The organism is Rhizobium sp. RAF36, assembly GCF_052114105.1.
Classification (GTDB): domain Bacteria; phylum Pseudomonadota; class Alphaproteobacteria; order Rhizobiales; family Rhizobiaceae; genus Rhizobium.
In genome coordinates this window covers 243000-259102 of record NZ_JBFREC010000001.1, presented here as the reverse complement: position 1 = coordinate 259102, position 16103 = coordinate 243000, and the positions used below count along the sequence as shown (strand labels likewise).

At 60.8% G+C, this 16103-nt stretch carries 18 protein-coding genes; 11 read left to right on the top strand and 7 right to left on the bottom strand.

Annotated features, from left to right (window positions below; all coding sequences use genetic code 11):
- Positions 1 to 26 precede the first annotated feature (26 nt).
- Complete coding sequence (locus AB4Z25_RS01330; protein WP_112537846.1) at positions 27 to 323, bottom strand: nucleotidyltransferase domain-containing protein; 297 nt, start codon at positions 321 to 323, stop codon at positions 27 to 29.
- 105 nt (positions 324 to 428) lie between these two features.
- Positions 429 to 1631 carry a pyridoxal phosphate-dependent aminotransferase gene (locus AB4Z25_RS01325; protein ID WP_112537847.1) on the bottom strand — a complete coding sequence of 401 codons (1203 nt, stop codon included), beginning with the start codon at positions 1629 to 1631 and terminating at the stop codon, positions 429 to 431.
- Between the two features lie 364 nt (positions 1632 to 1995).
- Between AB4Z25_RS01325 and AB4Z25_RS01320 the strand changes: the two genes are divergently transcribed.
- The 3 genes from AB4Z25_RS01320 to AB4Z25_RS01310 all read left to right on the top strand — a co-directional run bounded on the left by AB4Z25_RS01320 (position 1996) and on the right by AB4Z25_RS01310 (position 6313).
- Complete coding sequence (locus AB4Z25_RS01320; RefSeq protein WP_112537848.1) at positions 1996 to 4335, top strand: marine proteobacterial sortase target protein; 2340 nt, start codon at positions 1996 to 1998, stop codon at positions 4333 to 4335.
- Entirely contained in the window at positions 4335 to 5102 is a 768-nt protein-coding gene (locus AB4Z25_RS01315; protein ID WP_112537849.1) for a class GN sortase, read from the top strand. The genes AB4Z25_RS01320 and AB4Z25_RS01315 overlap by 1 nt, the downstream gene beginning before the upstream one ends.
- Positions 5103 to 5170: 68 nt before the next feature.
- Positions 5171 to 6313 carry a PQQ-dependent sugar dehydrogenase gene (locus AB4Z25_RS01310; RefSeq protein ID WP_112538012.1) on the top strand — a complete coding sequence of 381 codons (1143 nt, stop codon included), beginning with the start codon at positions 5171 to 5173 and terminating at the stop codon, positions 6311 to 6313.
- On the opposite strand, the gene AB4Z25_RS01305 is transcribed toward AB4Z25_RS01310, so the two are convergent.
- Positions 6310 to 6729, bottom strand: a complete 420-nt coding sequence (locus AB4Z25_RS01305; protein WP_112537850.1) for a DUF3052 domain-containing protein — start codon at positions 6727 to 6729, stop codon at positions 6310 to 6312. The genes AB4Z25_RS01310 and AB4Z25_RS01305 overlap by 4 nt on opposite strands.
- Before the next feature lie 151 nt (positions 6730 to 6880).
- On the opposite strand from AB4Z25_RS01305, the gene AB4Z25_RS01300 reads away from it, so the two are divergent.
- From AB4Z25_RS01300 to AB4Z25_RS01290, 3 genes are all read left to right on the top strand, one after another.
- Entirely contained in the window at positions 6881 to 7771 is an 891-nt protein-coding gene (locus AB4Z25_RS01300; RefSeq protein ID WP_112386343.1) for a DMT family transporter, read from the top strand.
- Between the two features lie 482 nt (positions 7772 to 8253).
- On the top strand, positions 8254 to 8469 hold the full coding sequence (locus AB4Z25_RS01295) for a cold-shock protein (protein WP_003581120.1): 216 nt from the start codon (positions 8254 to 8256) through the stop codon (positions 8467 to 8469).
- Between the two features lie 178 nt (positions 8470 to 8647).
- Complete coding sequence (locus AB4Z25_RS01290; protein WP_112537851.1) at positions 8648 to 9064, top strand: BA14K family protein; 417 nt, start codon at positions 8648 to 8650, stop codon at positions 9062 to 9064.
- A 57-nt stretch (positions 9065 to 9121) separates the two neighbouring features.
- On the opposite strand, the gene AB4Z25_RS01285 is transcribed toward AB4Z25_RS01290, so the two are convergent.
- The gene (locus AB4Z25_RS01285; RefSeq protein WP_112537852.1) at positions 9122 to 9766 is read right to left on the bottom strand and encodes an MBL fold metallo-hydrolase; all 645 of its coding nucleotides are present in this window, start codon (positions 9764 to 9766) and stop codon (positions 9122 to 9124) included.
- A 257-nt stretch (positions 9767 to 10023) separates the two neighbouring features.
- Here AB4Z25_RS01285 and AB4Z25_RS01280 point away from each other — a divergent pair, with 257 nt between their 5' ends.
- The 5 genes from AB4Z25_RS01280 to AB4Z25_RS01260 all read left to right on the top strand — a co-directional run bounded on the left by AB4Z25_RS01280 (position 10024) and on the right by AB4Z25_RS01260 (position 14215).
- Positions 10024 to 10650 (top strand): DUF1236 domain-containing protein, encoded by a 627-nt coding sequence (locus tag AB4Z25_RS01280; protein WP_112516100.1) that lies wholly within the window; start codon positions 10024 to 10026, stop codon positions 10648 to 10650.
- A 428-nt stretch (positions 10651 to 11078) separates the two neighbouring features.
- A complete protein-coding gene (locus tag AB4Z25_RS01275) occupies positions 11079 to 11522 on the top strand; it encodes a MarR family winged helix-turn-helix transcriptional regulator (RefSeq protein WP_112386341.1) in 444 nt (147 codons plus the stop codon).
- On the top strand, positions 11523 to 12221 hold the full coding sequence (locus tag AB4Z25_RS01270; RefSeq protein WP_112386284.1) for a response regulator: 699 nt from the start codon (positions 11523 to 11525) through the stop codon (positions 12219 to 12221).
- A gap of 28 nt (positions 12222 to 12249) precedes the next feature.
- Positions 12250 to 13626, top strand: a complete 1377-nt coding sequence (locus tag AB4Z25_RS01265) for an ATP-binding protein (RefSeq protein WP_112537853.1) — start codon at positions 12250 to 12252, stop codon at positions 13624 to 13626.
- Between the two features lie 10 nt (positions 13627 to 13636).
- A complete protein-coding gene (locus tag AB4Z25_RS01260; protein ID WP_112537854.1) occupies positions 13637 to 14215 on the top strand; it encodes a DUF1349 domain-containing protein in 579 nt (192 codons plus the stop codon).
- Here the strand turns inward: AB4Z25_RS01260 and AB4Z25_RS01255 are convergent, their stop codons facing one another.
- The 3 genes from AB4Z25_RS01255 to AB4Z25_RS01245 are packed head-to-tail and all read right to left on the bottom strand — an operon-like array spanning position 14216 to position 15889.
- Positions 14216 to 14557, bottom strand: a complete 342-nt coding sequence (locus AB4Z25_RS01255; RefSeq protein ID WP_112537855.1) for a tRNA-binding protein — start codon at positions 14555 to 14557, stop codon at positions 14216 to 14218. It lies immediately after the preceding gene.
- Between the two features lie 6 nt (positions 14558 to 14563).
- The gene (gene proC / locus AB4Z25_RS01250; RefSeq protein ID WP_112537856.1) at positions 14564 to 15382 is read right to left on the bottom strand and encodes a pyrroline-5-carboxylate reductase; all 819 of its coding nucleotides are present in this window, start codon (positions 15380 to 15382) and stop codon (positions 14564 to 14566) included.
- A gap of 6 nt (positions 15383 to 15388) precedes the next feature.
- Positions 15389 to 15889 carry a YbjN domain-containing protein gene (locus AB4Z25_RS01245; RefSeq protein WP_112515757.1) on the bottom strand — a complete coding sequence of 167 codons (501 nt, stop codon included), beginning with the start codon at positions 15887 to 15889 and terminating at the stop codon, positions 15389 to 15391.
- Positions 15890 to 16103 lie beyond the last annotated feature (214 nt).

Sequence of the window (16103 nt, the reverse complement as noted above, 5' to 3'; positions counted from 1 at the left end):
CGGGTCAATGCGAGCCCTCCGCGCCATCAAAAGACCCGGATGGCGTTCTGCTCGATATCAGCCTTCAGCATCGGATGCAGGCTGTCGCGGGTTGTGACATCGACTTCCACGTCGAGCTTGTCCTCAAGAAACTGCTTGATGGCGACCAGATCGAGAAGCGAGAAATGCAAGCCGGCTTCATGGTCGATGAAAATATCGAGATCGCTATCGGGAGTCGGCTCATCGCGGGCCACCGAGCCGAAAAGATAAAGGCCCGTCGCGCCCATGCCGCGAACGGCATCGGAATGCTCCTTCAAGCTTTCGAGCGCTTTTCTTCTATCCATGAGCGAAAAACTAACACATGCGCCGGCCGATCTCCACAGCCGCCTGCCCAAACAAAAAGCCCGCCGTCTCCGGCGGGCTTCTGTCGTTCCGATTATTGACGTCGCTTACTTGCAAGCGCCGCAGAAGCGCTGGATGCGCCGGCAAGCTTCTTCCAGCAGGTCTTCCGAGGTCGCATAGGAGATACGGAAGTTCGGGCCGAGGCCGAAGGCCGAGCCGTGGACGACGGCGACGCCTTCGGATTCCAGCAGTTCGGTGACGAAGTCTTCGTCGTTCTCGATCACCTTGCCCGAGGGCGCAGTCTTGCCGATCAGGCCCTTGCAGGACGGATAAACGTAGAACGCGCCTTCCGGAACCGGGCAGGAAATGCCCTTGGCCTGGTTCAGCATCGAGACGACCAGATCGCGGCGTCCCTCGAAGATCTTCTTGTTGGTCCCGATGAAGTCCTGCGGACCGTTCAGCGCCTCGACGGCTGCCCACTGGGCGATCGAGGTCGTGCCCGAGGTCTGCTGGCCCTGGATCATGTCCATCGCCTTGATCAGCTGCAGCGGTCCGGCTGCATAGCCGATGCGCCAACCGGTCATGGCATAGGCCTTGGAGACGCCGTTCATCGTCAGTGTGCGGTCGTAAAGCTTCGGCTCGACTTCGACAGGGGTCGCGAACTTGAAGTCGCCATAGGTCAAGTGCTCGTACATGTCGTCGGTCAGAACCCAGACATGCGGATGCTTGACGAGGACGTCGGTCAGCGCCTTCAGCTCGTCATGCGTATAGGCGGCGCCCGAGGGGTTGGACGGCGAGTTGAACATGAACCACTTGGTCTTCGGCGTGATCGCCTTTTCGAGGTCGGCTGCCTGGAGCTTGAAGTTGTTCTCCTGGGTCGTTGCGACGAAGACGGGCGTGCCGCCGCAAAGTGCGACGATCTCAGGATAGGAAACCCAGTAAGGCGTCGGGATGACGACCTCGTCGCCGGCATTCAGCGTCGCCATGAAGGCGTTGAACAGAATGTGCTTGCCGCCGGTGCCGACGATCGTCTGCTCCCAGGTGTAGTCGAGATTGTTCTCGCGCTTGAACTTGGCGGCGATCGCCTTGCGCAGTTCCGGGATACCGGAGATCGGCGTGTACTTCGTCTCGCCGCGCTTGATCGCGTCGATCGCTGCGTCCTTGATATTATCAGGCGTATCGAAATCCGGTTCACCGGCGCCGAGCCCGATCACGTCGCGTCCTTTGGCTTTCAGCTCGCGCGCTTTCTGAGCGACGGCGATGGTGGCTGAAGGCTTCACACGGGAAAGAGCATCGGCAAGAAAGGCCATGATATCGGTCCTATACGGTTGAAACGGGCAGAAGACCGGGACCGGAGTTCTGCGCTAAGGTCTATGTCCAATGTGCGCAGGCATTTCAAGCGCAAAGGCGCGATGACGCCGATGATTCTTATTGATCGATTGCCGCACCCTGAGAAATCGTTTGTGACGGATAGTTGAATCAGTTTGCGAGGATCTTGAATCAATCTCTGATGCCATCGGGATTTACCCCTTAAAAACAGAAACTTCCCCGTTTCGGGCCTTTGCCGCAAATAAGCCGCAACAAATACCGCGGCATGCCGCAATTCCGTCGTGAGCCCGCCGGGATCGGAGCCTCAATCTTGCACATCCGAAGTTGGTTATTGAGGGTATGCCAATGTTTCTGGAAGACGAGTTTGCGACGGAGCGGCTCCGCGTCCGCCGTGTGGCCATTTCATTCCTTATTGCGTTCACCGCATTTTTTGCATCGATCATGATGACGGCAGGGCTGGTGTCCGTTGCCCGCGCCGAAGAGGCCGCTGCACCGAAGGCCACGCAGCTGGCCGGTCTCGTTCGCCCGAACGATGTCAACAGCGGCTCGCTGCTCTTCCCATCGAAGGACCCGGGCTTCTTCATCGAGGCGCCGCGGCTGAAGACCGATGTCGAGATGGACGTCTCCGGCCCGGTCGCCCGCGTCAAGGTCACCCAGCGTTTCCAGAATCCCAGCAAGGGATGGGTCGAAGGCACCTATGTCTTCCCGCTGCCGGAAAATTCTGCCGTCGACGAATTGAAGATGCAGATCGGCGATCGCTTCATCGAGGGCCAGATCAAGCCGCGCCAGGAAGCCCACGAAATCTACGAGCAGGCGAAAGCCGAGGGCAAGAAAGCCGCCCTTCTGGAACAGCAGCGCCCGAACATCTTCACCAACCAGGTTGCCAATATCGGCCCCGGCGAAACCATCGTCGTGCAGATCGAGTATCAGCAGGCCGTCCATCAGTCCGGCGGCGAATTCTCGCTCCGCTTCCCGATGGTCGTCGCGCCCCGCTACAATCCGGCTCCCGTCGTCCAGACCGTCGAGTTCAACAATGGCGCTGGCTTCGCCGTGCCGACCGATCCGGTTCCGAACCGCGACAAGATCGAGGCACCGGTGCTCGATCCGCGCGAGAATGCCAAGATCAACCCTGTCGCGCTGACCGTGAACCTGAAAGCCGGCTTCCCGCTCGGCGACGTCAAATCCGCCTTCCACGATGTCGATATCAAGCAGGACGGCGACCAGAACCGCGTCATCAGCCTGAAGGGCGAGTCCGTACCCGCCGACAAGGATTTCGAGCTCACCTGGAAGGCAGCACCGGGCAAGACGCCGAGCGCCGGCCTGTTCCGCGAAGTGCTGGATGGCAAGACCTATCTGCTTGCCTTCGTCACCCCGCCCGCAACGCCGGATGCATCGGCTGCACCTTTGAAGCGCGAAGTCATCTTCGTCATCGACAATTCCGGCTCGATGTCCGGCGAGTCGATCGCCCAGGCGAAGGAAAGCTTGGCGCTGGCGATCTCCAAGCTCGGTGCGGACGACCGCTTCAACGTCATCCGCTTCGACGACACCATGACCGATTATTTCGGCGGCCTCGTCGGCGCCACGCCCGACAATCGCGAAAAGGCGATCGCCTATGTCCGCGGCCTGACGGCCGACGGCGGCACCGAGATGCTGCCGGCGCTCGAAGACGCGCTGCGCAATCAAGGTTCGGTCGCCAATGGCGCTCTCCGCCAGGTCGTCTTCCTCACGGATGGCGCGATCGGCAACGAGCAGCAGCTGTTCATGGAAATCACCAACAACCGCAGCGATGCCCGCGTCTTCACCATCGGCATCGGTTCGGCGCCGAACTCCTATTTCATGACCAAGGCCGCCGAACTTGGCCGCGGCACCTTCACTCATATCGGCTCGACCGATCAGGTCGCCACCCGCATGGGCGAGCTCTTCGCAAAGCTGCAGAACCCGGCGATGACCGATATCGCCGCCACCTTTGAAGACACGCAGGCAAGCGACATCACCCCGAACCCGATGCCCGATCTCTATACCGGCGAGCCGGTTGTCCTGACGGCGGAACTGCCAACAGGTAAACCCGCAGGCAAGCTGCAGATCACCGGCAAGACCGGCGCCCAGCCCTGGCGCGTCGAGATGGACATCGCCAATGCGGCCGATGGCAAGGGCCTATCCAAGCTCTGGGCCCGCCGCAAGATCGACGATCTCGAAGCCCGCGCCTATGAGCGCCAAGATCCGGCCGCACTCGACAAGGATGTAGAGACGATCGCCATGGCGCATCATCTCGTCTCCCGCGTCACCAGCCTCGTTGCCATCGACGTCACGCCATCGCGCCCTGACGGCCAGCCGGCTACCTCGACCAGGCTGCCGCTGAACCTGCCCGATGGCTGGGATTTCGATAAGGTGATGGGCGAACCCGCAGCCCCTGCTCCGGCAGGCAGCGCACCGGATCACGCCATGGCCAAGCCGCAGATGGAGTTCGCGGCCCTCGCCAACCAGATGGCCGCCGCTCCGACCCCGGCCGCCGCCAACCTGATCGCGCAGCGTTCCGCCTCGGTAAAGCTGCCGCAGACGGCAACGCTCGCCGACCAGCAGATCATGCAGGGCCTGACCATGCTGTTGGCAGCGCTCGCCGCAGCCGGTGGCTTTGCCATCTGGCGCCGCCGCCTGCGCGGCCTCGTCATCCCGGGAGGCCGCTGATGGCGAATATGCAGAGAGGCAGCTGGAGCGAGGAAACGGGCGAATTCGCGCCCCTTCCGAGCTATCTGGAAATGATGATGGCGAATGCGGCCGCTACCGCATTTGACGTGGAGCAGCCGCGCAGGAGCTTTTTCTCCCGACTCTCGCCGATGGAAAAGATCGTCGCCGTCGGCATTCTCGGTCTTGGTCTCTATGGTGTCGCACTGGTGAGTAGCGGCTTTTATCTGAAGGGCAAGGCGGAGCTTTCGCAGGTTCTCCTGAAGCGCGCCTTCGCCGCGGAGCTGCGGGGCGAAGATGCCAAGCCGTGGCCCTGGGCCGATTTCACCACCGAAGCCGAAGTCAGCGCCCCGCGTCTCGGCAAGACGGCGATCGTGCTGTCGGGCGCATCCGGCGAAGCGCTGGCCTTCGGCCCGGCCTGGCTCAGCAACACGCCGCAGCCGGGCGACGAAGGCACATCGGTGATCGCCGCCCACAGGGACACCCACTTCCGCTGGCTGAAAGACGTCAAACCCGGCGACGACATCGAAATCAAGCGCCGTGACGGCACCGTGCTGACCTTCAAGACCACCGACGCCCGCGTCGCGCGGTGGGACGAAAGCGGCATCGATGCGGCGGCAAACGGCCGCCATCTGGTGCTGACCACCTGCTGGCCCTTCGGCGCCACCGAGCGCGGCCCGATGCGCTACATCGTCGAGGCCGAGCTGGTCGATACGATCCAGACCGGCACCGTTCAAACCGGCAACACAAAACCGTTATCCGGCACCTAGCGAGGTTGAAGCGATCGCCCCCGCGCGCCACCTAACCGGCTGGATGGTAAAACGGGGAGATCATGAACATGCTCAAGGGATTGCGCATCGCTTTGACGGCAGGTGCCGCATTTGCAATGGCTGGCGCTGCATATGCAGCCGACAGGGTGCAGACCAAGGACGTCGCGGTCAGCGTCGATACGCTGGCAACCGGGCTTGATCATCCCTGGGCTGTCGAGGTCATGCCCGATGGCGCTTATCTCGTGACCGAACGTCCCGGCAATATCCGGATCATTCGCGATGGCAAGGTCTCAGAACCGCTTGCCGGCGTGCCCGAGGTCAGCGCCCGCGGCCAGGGCGGCCTGATGGATGTGGCGCTCTCCCCCGATTTCGCCCAAAGCCGCATTTTCTATTTCACTGCCGCGACTGCCAATGCCGGGGGATCCGGCACCGAAGCCTTTTCCGCAAAGCTCTCGGCCGACGAAAGCAGGCTCGAGGACGTGAAGCCGATCTTCACCATGGCGAAATTCACCGGCGGCAACATCCAGTATGGCTCGCGCATCGCCATCGCTGGTGATGGCAGTCTGTTCATCAGCGTCGGCGACCGCGGCAGCCGCGACCGTTCGCAGGACTTCAAGGATGACGCCGGCTCGATCGTCCATGTGAACGCCGATGGCACCATTCCTGCGGATAATCCGTTCCGCGACGGCGCCAAGGCACGGCCCGAAATCTGGTCGAAGGGTCACCGTAACCCGCAGGGCATCACCTTCGATGCCGCCGACGGCAAGCTCTACACCGTCGAGCACGGCGCCCGCGGCGGCGACGAGATTAATCTCATCGCGCCGGCCAAGAATTACGGTTGGCCCGTCATCACTTATGGCGTCGATTATTCGGGCGCCAAGATCGGTGAAGGAACGGAGAAGGCCGGACTGGAACAGCCCCTCCACTATTGGGATCCATCCATTGCCCCCGGCGCCATCGCCGTCTATCGCGGCAAGATGTTCCCGGAATGGAATGGCGACATGCTGGTCGCCGCGCTGAAATTCCAGCTGCTGTCGCGCATGCAGCGCGATGGCAGCGGCAAGTTCGTTGGCGAGGAGCGCATGTTCGAAGGCCAATACGGCCGCATCCGCGATATCACCGTCGCACCCGATGGAGCATTGCTGATGGTGACGGACGAGCGCGACGGCGCCTTGCTGCGCGTCTCACGCGCCACAAACCAGGATGGCTAACTGCCCCTGAGCTCTCTGCGGACGACGAATTTCAGGCCCGACCATATCTCGTCGATCGCACAGACTTTCACATCGACGAGACCGGTCGGCAGCAGCACCTCACGCAGCACATCTTCAGCAATATCGGTCGGCAGCTTCGATGCCTTCTTCGGCCAGGATATCCAGATCATGCCGTCAGGCTGCACCAGCTGCCGCAACCGCGGAGCCAATGCTTCCAGCGCTGCACGCCGGGTCTCGAAGATATGGATGTAGTCGAAGCGTGCCTCCTCTTCAGGCGCCACTACTTCGACCCGGCTGAAATCCGTGAAACCGTTAAGCGCTGGGACGCTTTGGGGCACGCCGATCAGCAGCGCTGCCTGCCCTGCCTTCAGCCCCAGCTTCTTTTCGAGCGGCGTTCCCGAATAGCCGGCGCTCATCTAGCCGTGCCGGCTGATGGCAAAACGTCCTGCCGTTATGCTGCGTCATCCGATCACCCTTGAGACCATCCTCTCCGTTTATTCCGGCTTGCTGAAACAAAAGGCAACTGCTAACCACGATTTCATCACCCTCCCCGCATCGAGGAATGCCATGACTCGCGTCCAAGCGAACCTGTTGCTGTTGCTTGCGGCCGCCATCTGGGGCGGCGGGTTTGTCGCGCAATCGACGGCGATGGAAGCCATCGGCCCGTTCTGGTTCATCGGCCTGCGTTTCGCAGTTGCCACCGCCGCCGTCCTGCCCTTCGTCTTTCTGGAAAGCCGCAAGGCGAAAGTAAAAACCAGCAAGCGGCAGCTCGGCATCTATCTTGCAATCGGACTGGCGCTCTTCGGCGGCGCCTCGACCCAGCAGATCGGCTTGCAGACCACATCGGTCACCAATTCGAGCTTCATCACCGGCCTCTACGTCGTCTTCGTCCCGGTCATCGCGGTTCTCTTCCTGCGCCGCCCGCCGCACTGGATCATCTGGCCGGCAGCGGCCATGGCGATCGCCGGCATCTTTCTTCTATCGGGCGGCCATCTTTCGGCACTCACGGTCGGAGACGGATTGACGGTGATCTGCGCCGGCTTCTGGGCCATCCAGATCACCCTTGCCGGCATCACCGTCAAGGAGACCGGGCGGCCGCTGGCGCTCTCGGCATCGCAGTTCGCCGTCACCGCGGTCTGCGCCCTCATCGTCGCTGCCATCATCGAGCCGATCAGCCTCGACGCCATCCGCGGCGCAGCACCCGAGATCCTCTATGTTGGTATCTTCTCGTCGGGCGTCGCCTTCGTGCTGCAGGTCATCGGCCAGCGCTACACGACGCCGTCGCAGGCGGCGATCTTCCTGTCTTCGGAAGCTTTGTTCGGTTCGTCGCTGGCCGCCCTCATCCTCGGCGAAACCATTCCGCCTGTCGGCTATATCGGATGCGCGCTGATGTTTACCGCTATGCTTGTGGTCGAGATCGTCCCGGAATTGACCCGCCGCCGCACCCAGCCTGCCTGAAACCGCATCCACTACGCGCACCCTGCCCGATTCGAAATTTTTTTTCGAATGCTCCGATAACCCGCTAGCGTTGTGTTTTTGGGAAAATCTCCTCACAAAATATATTGCAGACGATACAAAACGTTAATCATGCGCGCGCGGGGAGCGATTTTTTGCGTTTTGGCGCAAATAGGATACCCGGCGGGACTGCGCCCCGGACAACACGTTAAAAAACTTTTGCTTGCCAATTCTCAATAATCGCAGCAATCTCGGGGCGTTCGGGCATTTTGCGAGCATGGGAAGTCCTTAAGAAAGTGCGCGCCGGAAACGCTAATATTCCGGTCAGCCAGTCTCAATAAGATGGGGAATAATCCCACCACGAGACAGGCCGAGGTAGAGGGGACCTTTTTCTCGAAATTCAAGAACTGCCTGCCAACGCTCCGGAAGGGGCTTAATTGATGCTGCCCGTGTGGATGGCGGGCAGAGAGAAAAGGACCTGACGCATGGCCGAGACTGGGACTGTGAAATTCTTCAATACTGACAAGGGCTTCGGCTTTATCAAGCCGGACAGGGGTGGCGCGGACATCTTCGTTCACATCTCTGCCGTTCAGGCTTCCGGCTTGGCCGGCCTGACGGAAAATCAGAAGGTAAGCTTCGACACGGAGCCGGACCGCCGCGGCAAGGGACCGAAGGCCGTCAATCTTCAGATTTCCGGCTAAATCCCGAAACAACGCGATCTATTCGAGTGGAAGCCCGGCAGAGATGCCGGGTTTTGTTATTCAGCATCCGTTCAGATAACCGCCACTATCGTCTCATCCTAACGGCGCAGGAACCCGCTGCCGCTTTGAAGAGTTTATAGACAGCACTTCTCGCTGTCTTGGAAAGTAGGACAAGGTCATGAACAACATCGCAAAGACACTTATTCTGACGGCCGCAGCCGCCGCTCTCAGCCTTTCCGCTGTCAGCGAAGCCTCCGCCGACAGCTGGCGCCGTCACCACAACAACGACGCCCTCGTTGGCGGTGCTGTGGGCCTCGCAACCGGCCTGATCGTTGGCTCGGCAATCGCCAACTCGAACCAGCCGCGCTACTATTACGACGAGCCGCGCTATGCCGAACCGGTCTACGAGCCGGAATATGACGCGCCGGTCTATCGTGCGCCGCCGCCGCGCTACTACCAGCCGGTCCGCGCTGGCCTTGAGCCCTGGACGCCGCAGTGGCAGCGTTATTGCTCGTACCGTTACCGCAGCTTCGACCCGGGCACCGGCACCTTCATCGGCAACGATGGCCGCGAGCATTTCTGCACCGCTGGCTGAGTTCGCAAGCTGTAGCGAATAACGAAGCGCCGCTCATCGAGCGGCGCTTTTGTTTTGTCAGATGCTCTGCAGAAATGGATTGCTGCGCCGCTCGTCGCCGATCCGGCTCCCTGGCCCATGACCGCAGATGAAGCCGACGTCATCACCCAGTGGCAGCACCTTCTCGCGAATGGACTGAAGCAGCTGCTCGTGATCGCCGCCCGGAAGATCAGTGCGGCCGATCGAGCCGTTGAACAGCACGTCGCCGAGATGGGCGAAGTTTTGCGCGCGGTTGAAATAGATGACATGCCCGGGCGCATGGCCCGGCGTGTGATAGACCTCAAATTCGTGGCTGCCGAAAGACACCTTGCCGCCATCTTCGAGCCAGCGATCAGGCTCGACATTCTTCAGCCCCGTTATGCCGTATTTCTGCTGCTGCGTTTCGATCCGCTGCAGCAGTGGCAGGTCATCCTTGTGCGGACCGACGATATCGATACCGAGCGCCGCCTTCAGATCCTTCGCTCCTCCGGCATGGTCGAGATGGCCATGCGTCAGCCAGATTTCCTTGATCTTGAAGCCGTTCTCCTTGATCACATCCAGGATCGCCGGAACGTCGCCGCCCGGATCGACGATCACGCCCTCCTTGGTATCGGGGTCGAAAAGAACCGTGCAGTTCTGCTGGAAGGGTGTCACCGGAATGATGCCGGCCTGGAGCATGCCCATGTGTGCCTCTCTTGTTTCAGGCCCTAGCTATAGCCGGAAAGCCGTCCGTTGAAAGCAGCTTTTGCCCAAGCCTCACGCGGCCGCGACAGGTCGTAACAACAGTTTACAGCGCAAGAGCAGGTTAAAAATTCATCGATAATTACATAACATCAATAACTTACAGAAATATCACCCGAAGGTGGAATTAATAGGCTGGCCGGTTTTGGAACCGGAAAGTGAACGGTGCGTTTCCAGCCCAGCAAAAAGGAGAAATGGAAATGACCATGACGAGAAACCTTTTCCTGGCAGGCGCCGTGCTTGCCGCAAGCGCTGGCTTTGCCAATGCGGAAATGGCCGCCACGGCCATCAACGATCTCAACGTCCGCGCCGGCCCCGGCCCTCAATATCCATCTGTGGGCATCGCGACCCGGGGCTCTTCCGCCTATCTCGATGGCTGTATCGAGGGTAGCCGTTGGTGCCGCGTCGATGTGAACGGTGTTCGCGGCTGGGTCTATGCCGATTATCTGCAGGTCGAGCGCGAAGGCACGCCTGTCGTCGTACAGCAGAACCAGACAACGCTTGGCGTGCCCGTCGTAACCTATGAAAGCACATCGAGCGTGGTTGCCACAGATCCGCAGCCTGTCGATCCGCAGCCCGGTGACGAACTGATTGGTCCGGTCGGATCGGTCGAGGAAGTCACGCCTCCGGAGATGGTCCGCACCTATATCGACACCAATCCCGGTCAGACTGTCGAGCTTGGCGGTCAGGTGGTCGTCGGTGCCGAAGTGCCCGATGACGTGACCTTCCAGGAAATTCCGGACTATCAGTACCGCTATACGCGGATCAACGACCGGCCCGTCCTGGTTGATCCCGGCACGCGCCGCATCGTCTACGTCTATCAGTAAGACCGGCCGGACGTTCCGCAATGAAACAGAAAAGGCGGCCGCCTGGCCGCCTTTTTGCATTTCTGTGGACAAGTTACTCCGTAAAGGTTGCCGCAGGCGTGAACAGGAGAGTGCAGCCGCAGTTTATCCTTCGGCGCGCGCATGCCATCCCTTGTTGATTGTTGTCCCGTTTGCGTTTTATCGACTGACGCCGCCGGGAAAATATGCCTTGTATTGGGAAGCGGAGATCGGCCGGCTTCGAAAGAGGCGGGTCGAGGCCGATACTCTGCAAAGTCCGGGGGAACTGTCGGCAGCATAGATTTGCATCGGATAATGCTGAGCCGTTGTCTGCGCGTATTTCCCGGAACGCATTGGATGAGAAAGGAAATGACGTGCCGGCAAGACAGACAAGCCCGAGAGCAGGCAAGCCTGAACCGTTGGCCACGCCGATGGAAAACACCGGCATCATCGACTTCGAGATCATCGAGCTGTTCTTCTTCGCCTACCGCGATTTCGTCTCCGATCCGGACGCGATCCTCGAAACCAGCGGCTTCGGACGGGCGCATCACCGGGTGGTACACTTTGTTAACCGTGAACCCGGCATGACCGTTGCCGATCTTCTGGATACATTGAAGATTACCAAGCAGAGCCTCGCTCGAGTGCTCAAACAGCTGATCGATTCTGGATATATCAGGCAAGTCGCAGGCCCGGAAGACCGGCGCCAGCGCAAACTCTATCCGACAAAGACGGGGCGCGAACTGGCGCTTGCTCTGGCGGAGCCGCAATCGCGCCGCATTGAGAGGGCATTCGACAATGCTTCTCTTGAGACGCGCGAGAGCGTGAAGGCATTTCTGAGGGGCATGCGGGACAGGCAAACATCGAAAGCGGACTGAATGACGGGAAAGACAATCATTTCAGATGATGCGGCGCATTTGCTTGTCGTCGACGACGACACACGCATCCGGGCGCTGCTGAACCGTTACCTGACCGAGAACGGCTTCAGGGTAACCGTGGCGGCAGATGGCGCCGAGGCGCAGCGCAAGCTTGCCGGCCTCGACTTCGACCTGATCATCATGGACGTGATGATGCCGGGAGAGTCGGGCATCGACGTCACCCGCGGATTGCGGGCGATCAAGAACGTTCCGATCATCATGCTGACAGCGCTGGCAGAGTCGGACAATCGCATCGCCGGGCTTGAGGCCGGCGCCGACGATTATCTGTCGAAGCCTTTCGATCCGCGCGAGCTGGTGCTGCGCGTCAACAACATCCTTCGCCGCAACGCATCGGATGCGCCGAAGATCGAGCAGATCATGTTCGGCCCCTACACCTTCTCGCTGACTCGCAAGGAGCTGAAGAAGGCGGCGGAAGTCATCCGCCTGACCGATCGCGAACAGGAAATCATGCTGCTCTTCGCCAAGCGCGCCGGCGACACCATTCCGCGCCACGAGCTGATCGGCGACGATGTCGAGGTTGGAGAACGAACCATCGACGTGCAGATCAACCGTCTGCGCCGCAAGATCGAGGACGATCCGGCGAACCCTGTCTGGCTGCAGACGGTTCGTGGTATAGGATACAGGCTGAGTATCGATTGAAGCTCCGGACGTCAGGATCGCAACTGAGATGGTGACTTTCGAAAGCCTGCGGCGCGAAGAGCGCTTGCCCGCCACCGGCTGGAAGTGGTTCGCGCGCTTTCTGCGCCGCCGCCTCCCCACGGGCATCTACGTCCGCTCGCTGTTGATCATCATCATGCCGATGCTGCTGTTGCAGTCGGTGGTCGCCGCCGTGTTCATGGAACGCCACTGGCAGATGGTGACGCAGCGCCTGTCGATGGCCGTCACCCAGGATATCGCCGCGATCATCCAGATCATCGATACCTATCCGCAGGACGCCGACTATACCGCGATCACGCGGATCGCCCGCGAGCAGATGAAGCTGCAGATTTCGGTCGAGCCTGATGGCGACCTGCCCCCGCCGCGCGAGAAACCGTTCTTCTCGATCCTTGACGGCATCCTGTCCGATGAGCTCACCGACCAGATCAAGCGGCCCTTCTGGCTCGATACGCTCGGCGATTCCAATCTCGTCGAAATCCGCATCAAGCTGGACGGCAAAATCCTGCGGGTTCTGACCAAGCGCAATCAGACATACGCCTCGAACACTCACATCTTCATCGTCTGGATGGTCGGCGCCTCCCTGGTGCTGATCGGCGTCTCCATCCTCTTCCTGCGCGGCCAGATTCGGCCGATCCAGGCGTTGGCCGCCGCCGCGGAAAGCTTCGGCAAGGGCCAGAAGGCCGAGAACTTCTATCCGCGCGGCGCGGACGAGGTCCGCCGCGCCGGCCTTGCCTTCATCCTGATGCGCGAGCGCATAGAGCGGCAGATGGAGCAGCGCACCGCCATGCTGACGGGCGTCAGCCACGACCTGCGCACCATCCTCACCCGCTTCAAGCTGCAGCTGGCGCTCGCTGGCAACAATCCCGACCTGCAGGGCATGGCCGACGACGTCAACGACATGCAGTCGATGCTCGAGGCCTACATGGCTTTCGCCCGCACGGAGGTGGAGGAAGATGTCGGCGAGCTGAAGCTCAGCGAGATCATGGAACGGATCGAGGCCGACTTCTCGCTCCACGAAAAGGCCCTCACCTATTCTATCGAAGGCGACGACGAGATTTCCGTCCGCCCCAACGCCTTCACCCGGTTGGTCATGAACCTCGCCTCGAATGCACGCCGCTACGCCAGCTCCTTGAATATCGAGGCCAAGCACAGCGCCAAGTGGCTGACGCTGACGTTCGACGACGACGGCCCCGGCATTCCCGAGAAGAACCGCGAAGACGTCTTCAAGCCGTTCTTCCGTCTCGACGAAGCCCGCAACCTCGACGATTCAGGCACCGGCCTCGGCCTCGCCATCGCCCGCGACATCGCCCGCAGCCACGGCGGCAACGTGACGCTCGGCGAAAGCCCGTTGGGTGGCCTGCGCGCCATCATCCGCGTTCCCGCGTGAGGTCTTGGCAATGACCGATTTCAACCAGATGACCTGGCTTAACCCGCCTGTTTCAGCAGATGTCCGCGACGGCGCGCTGCAGGTGCGCTCCGGCGAGAAGACAGATTTCTGGCAAGGCACATATTACGGGTTCCACCGCGACGACGGGCATTTCCTGCATCAGCTACGCAATGGCGATTTCACCGCCGAGGTGAGCTTCTCCGGCCGCTACGAGGCGCTCTATGATCAGGCGGGACTGATGATCCGCGCCGATGAGAGGCGCTGGATGAAATGCGGGATCGAATATACCGACGGCGCCATGCATTTCAGCACCGTCGTCACCAACACTCATTCCGACTGGTCCGCCTTCCGCATCGACCACGCTTTCGACGTGATGTCCGTCCGCGTCACCCGCAACGGCGACGCGCTGTTCATCCAGTATCGCACGGATGTCATGACCGAATGGCGCATGGCGCGCCTCGCCTGGTTCGACCCATCGATAGAGGACTTGCAGGTCGGTCCCGCGTTCTGCTCACCGCAACGCGCCGGCTTCGAGGCAACATTCCATTCCTTCGCGCTGACTGACCCGGTCTCGCGCGATATTCATTGATTACATCAACTTCTTGCCGTTTGGCACCGGCTTGTCCGTTGCCGCAAGCACGATGGCGCCTGCCTCATCCTCGAAGCCGAGCGTTAGCACTTCCGAGCGGAACGGGCCGATCTGGCGTGGCGGGAAGTTGACGACGCCGAGGACCTGGCGGCCGACGAGGTTGTCGAGATCGTAGTGTACGGTGATCTGTGCCGAAGACTTCTTGACGCCGATCTCGGGGCCGAAATCGATCAGCAGCTTGATCGCCGGCTTGCGCGCCTCGGGAAATGGCGAGGCTTCGATGACTGTGCCGACACGGATATCGACGCGTTCGAAATCGGCATAGGTGATCTCGTCAGCCATATCGGGTCAGCCTGCCAGTTCCTGCGCGCGCGCGCGCGCCGCCTCGAGAGCTTCGTCGAACAGCGGCTGCATTCCCTCCTCCGCCATCAGCACGGCAAGAGCTGCGGCAGTGGTGCCGCCGGGAGACGTAACATTCTGGCGAAGTTTGGAAGCGTCGTCGGGGGACTGGTGGAGAAGTTCACCAGCCCCCGCGACCGTTTCCCGTGCAAGACGCATGGCCAGGTCCGCCTGCAGGCCAAGTTTACGGCCTGCCTCAGCCATGCACTCGACGAGATAAAACACGTAAGCAGGGCCGCTGCCCGACAAGGCCGTAACGGAATCGATGTCGGACTCGGCCGGAACCCACTCAACTGGACCGGATACGCGAAGAAGAGAATGAACACGGTCGCGCTGATCGGCGCTGACCTTGGAATTGGCAAAAGCGCCGGTGACGCCGCGCCCGACCATAGCAGGCGTATTCGGCATGGCGCGAACCATGGCCGCTTCGCCGAGATGCTTTTCGAGGAAGCCGAGCGTCTTGCCAGCCGCGACCGAAACCACGACCGTGTTCGGCCCGACCGTCTTCTTCACTGGCGGCAGAACCGCTTCCATCACCTGCGGCTTGACCGCGATGAACAGGACGCCGGCCTTCAGACCATCCGGAGCCGCCGTCACATGCGTGGCACCGGCATCGGAGATCGTCTTCATCATCGCCGGCGACGGACCGGGATCGACGACGACCACGGACGAACCGGGCACGCCGTTCTTCAGCCAGCCGGAGAGCATCGCGCCCCCCATATTGCCGGCGCCGATGAGAACGATGGGATCAGAAGACAGGCTGGACATGAGGAATTACGCTTCGCCGACGGTTTCGAACAGAACGGCTTCCATCGCCTTGGCGGCATCGAGGCCGGACCAGATGACGAACTGGAACGCCTGATAATAGACTTCGCAGGTATCGAGCGCGCTGGAAAGCAACACTTCGACCTGACGGTTGGTGGGTTCCGCGCCACCGGCCAGCAGCAGCGACTGACGGAAGATCACGACGTCTTCCTGGCGCCACAGGTCGAAATGGCCCATCAGCACCTGACCGTTGATCGCCGCGAGCAGCTTGGTGACCTCGTTGACCCGATTTTCCGGCACCTTGATGTCGAAGGCGCAGCCGAGATGCAGGGCTTCGAACTCCTCCATCCAGGAAAAGGAGATGTGGTAATCGGCCCACTTCCCCTCGACCGTCATCGCGATCTCGTCCTCGCCTGACCGTTCAAATGCCCAGTCATTATTGGCGGCGACGTACTCGATCATATCGACCGGGTTCGACTGACGCTCGAATTCAATTTCCATCAGGCTCATGCAGCACCTTCTTGACCGGGAATGAATGCGACTGACTTGGGTCTACAAAACACAAGCAAAGCACACGCAAAGACCGGAACACCATTTCGATGACCCTTGAACCGCAACCCAGACTTAACGCAGGAAACCTGCCTGGAGCTTACCGCCGTCCGGTTCGAATCATCATTTAAAATCAGTGTATAATCAGACCGGCGACAAGCCAGCCCCCGACCGG

Bases quoted from the DNA above. Each gene is read 5' to 3' on its own strand.
- AB4Z25_RS01330 (WP_112537846.1), bottom strand. From the start codon at position 323: ATGGATAGAAGAAAAGCGCTCGAAAGCTTGAAGGAGCATTCCGATGCC.
- AB4Z25_RS01325 (WP_112537847.1), bottom strand. From the start codon at position 1,631: ATGGCCTTTCTTGCCGATGCTCTTTCCCGTGTGAAGCCTTCAGCCACC.
- AB4Z25_RS01320 (WP_112537848.1), top strand. From the start codon at position 1,996: ATGTTTCTGGAAGACGAGTTTGCGACGGAGCGGCTCCGCGTCCGCCGT.
- AB4Z25_RS01315 (WP_112537849.1), top strand. From the start codon at position 4,335: ATGGCGAATATGCAGAGAGGCAGCTGGAGCGAGGAAACGGGCGAATTC.
- AB4Z25_RS01310 (WP_112538012.1), top strand. From the start codon at position 5,171: ATGCTCAAGGGATTGCGCATCGCTTTGACGGCAGGTGCCGCATTTGCA.
- AB4Z25_RS01305 (WP_112537850.1), bottom strand. From the start codon at position 6,729: ATGAGCGCCGGCTATTCGGGAACGCCGCTCGAAAAGAAGCTGGGGCTG.
- AB4Z25_RS01300 (WP_112386343.1), top strand. From the start codon at position 6,881: ATGACTCGCGTCCAAGCGAACCTGTTGCTGTTGCTTGCGGCCGCCATC.
- AB4Z25_RS01295 (WP_003581120.1), top strand. From the start codon at position 8,254: ATGGCCGAGACTGGGACTGTGAAATTCTTCAATACTGACAAGGGCTTC.
- AB4Z25_RS01290 (WP_112537851.1), top strand. From the start codon at position 8,648: ATGAACAACATCGCAAAGACACTTATTCTGACGGCCGCAGCCGCCGCT.
- AB4Z25_RS01285 (WP_112537852.1), bottom strand. From the start codon at position 9,766: ATGGGCATGCTCCAGGCCGGCATCATTCCGGTGACACCCTTCCAGCAG.
- AB4Z25_RS01280 (WP_112516100.1), top strand. From the start codon at position 10,024: ATGACCATGACGAGAAACCTTTTCCTGGCAGGCGCCGTGCTTGCCGCA.
- AB4Z25_RS01275 (WP_112386341.1), top strand. From the start codon at position 11,079: ATGGAAAACACCGGCATCATCGACTTCGAGATCATCGAGCTGTTCTTC.
- AB4Z25_RS01270 (WP_112386284.1), top strand. From the start codon at position 11,523: ATGACGGGAAAGACAATCATTTCAGATGATGCGGCGCATTTGCTTGTC.
- AB4Z25_RS01265 (WP_112537853.1), top strand. From the start codon at position 12,250: ATGGTGACTTTCGAAAGCCTGCGGCGCGAAGAGCGCTTGCCCGCCACC.
- AB4Z25_RS01260 (WP_112537854.1), top strand. From the start codon at position 13,637: ATGACCGATTTCAACCAGATGACCTGGCTTAACCCGCCTGTTTCAGCA.
- AB4Z25_RS01255 (WP_112537855.1), bottom strand. From the start codon at position 14,557: ATGGCTGACGAGATCACCTATGCCGATTTCGAACGCGTCGATATCCGT.
- proC (WP_112537856.1), bottom strand. From the start codon at position 15,382: ATGTCCAGCCTGTCTTCTGATCCCATCGTTCTCATCGGCGCCGGCAAT.
- AB4Z25_RS01245 (WP_112515757.1), bottom strand. From the start codon at position 15,889: ATGAGCCTGATGGAAATTGAATTCGAGCGTCAGTCGAACCCGGTCGAT.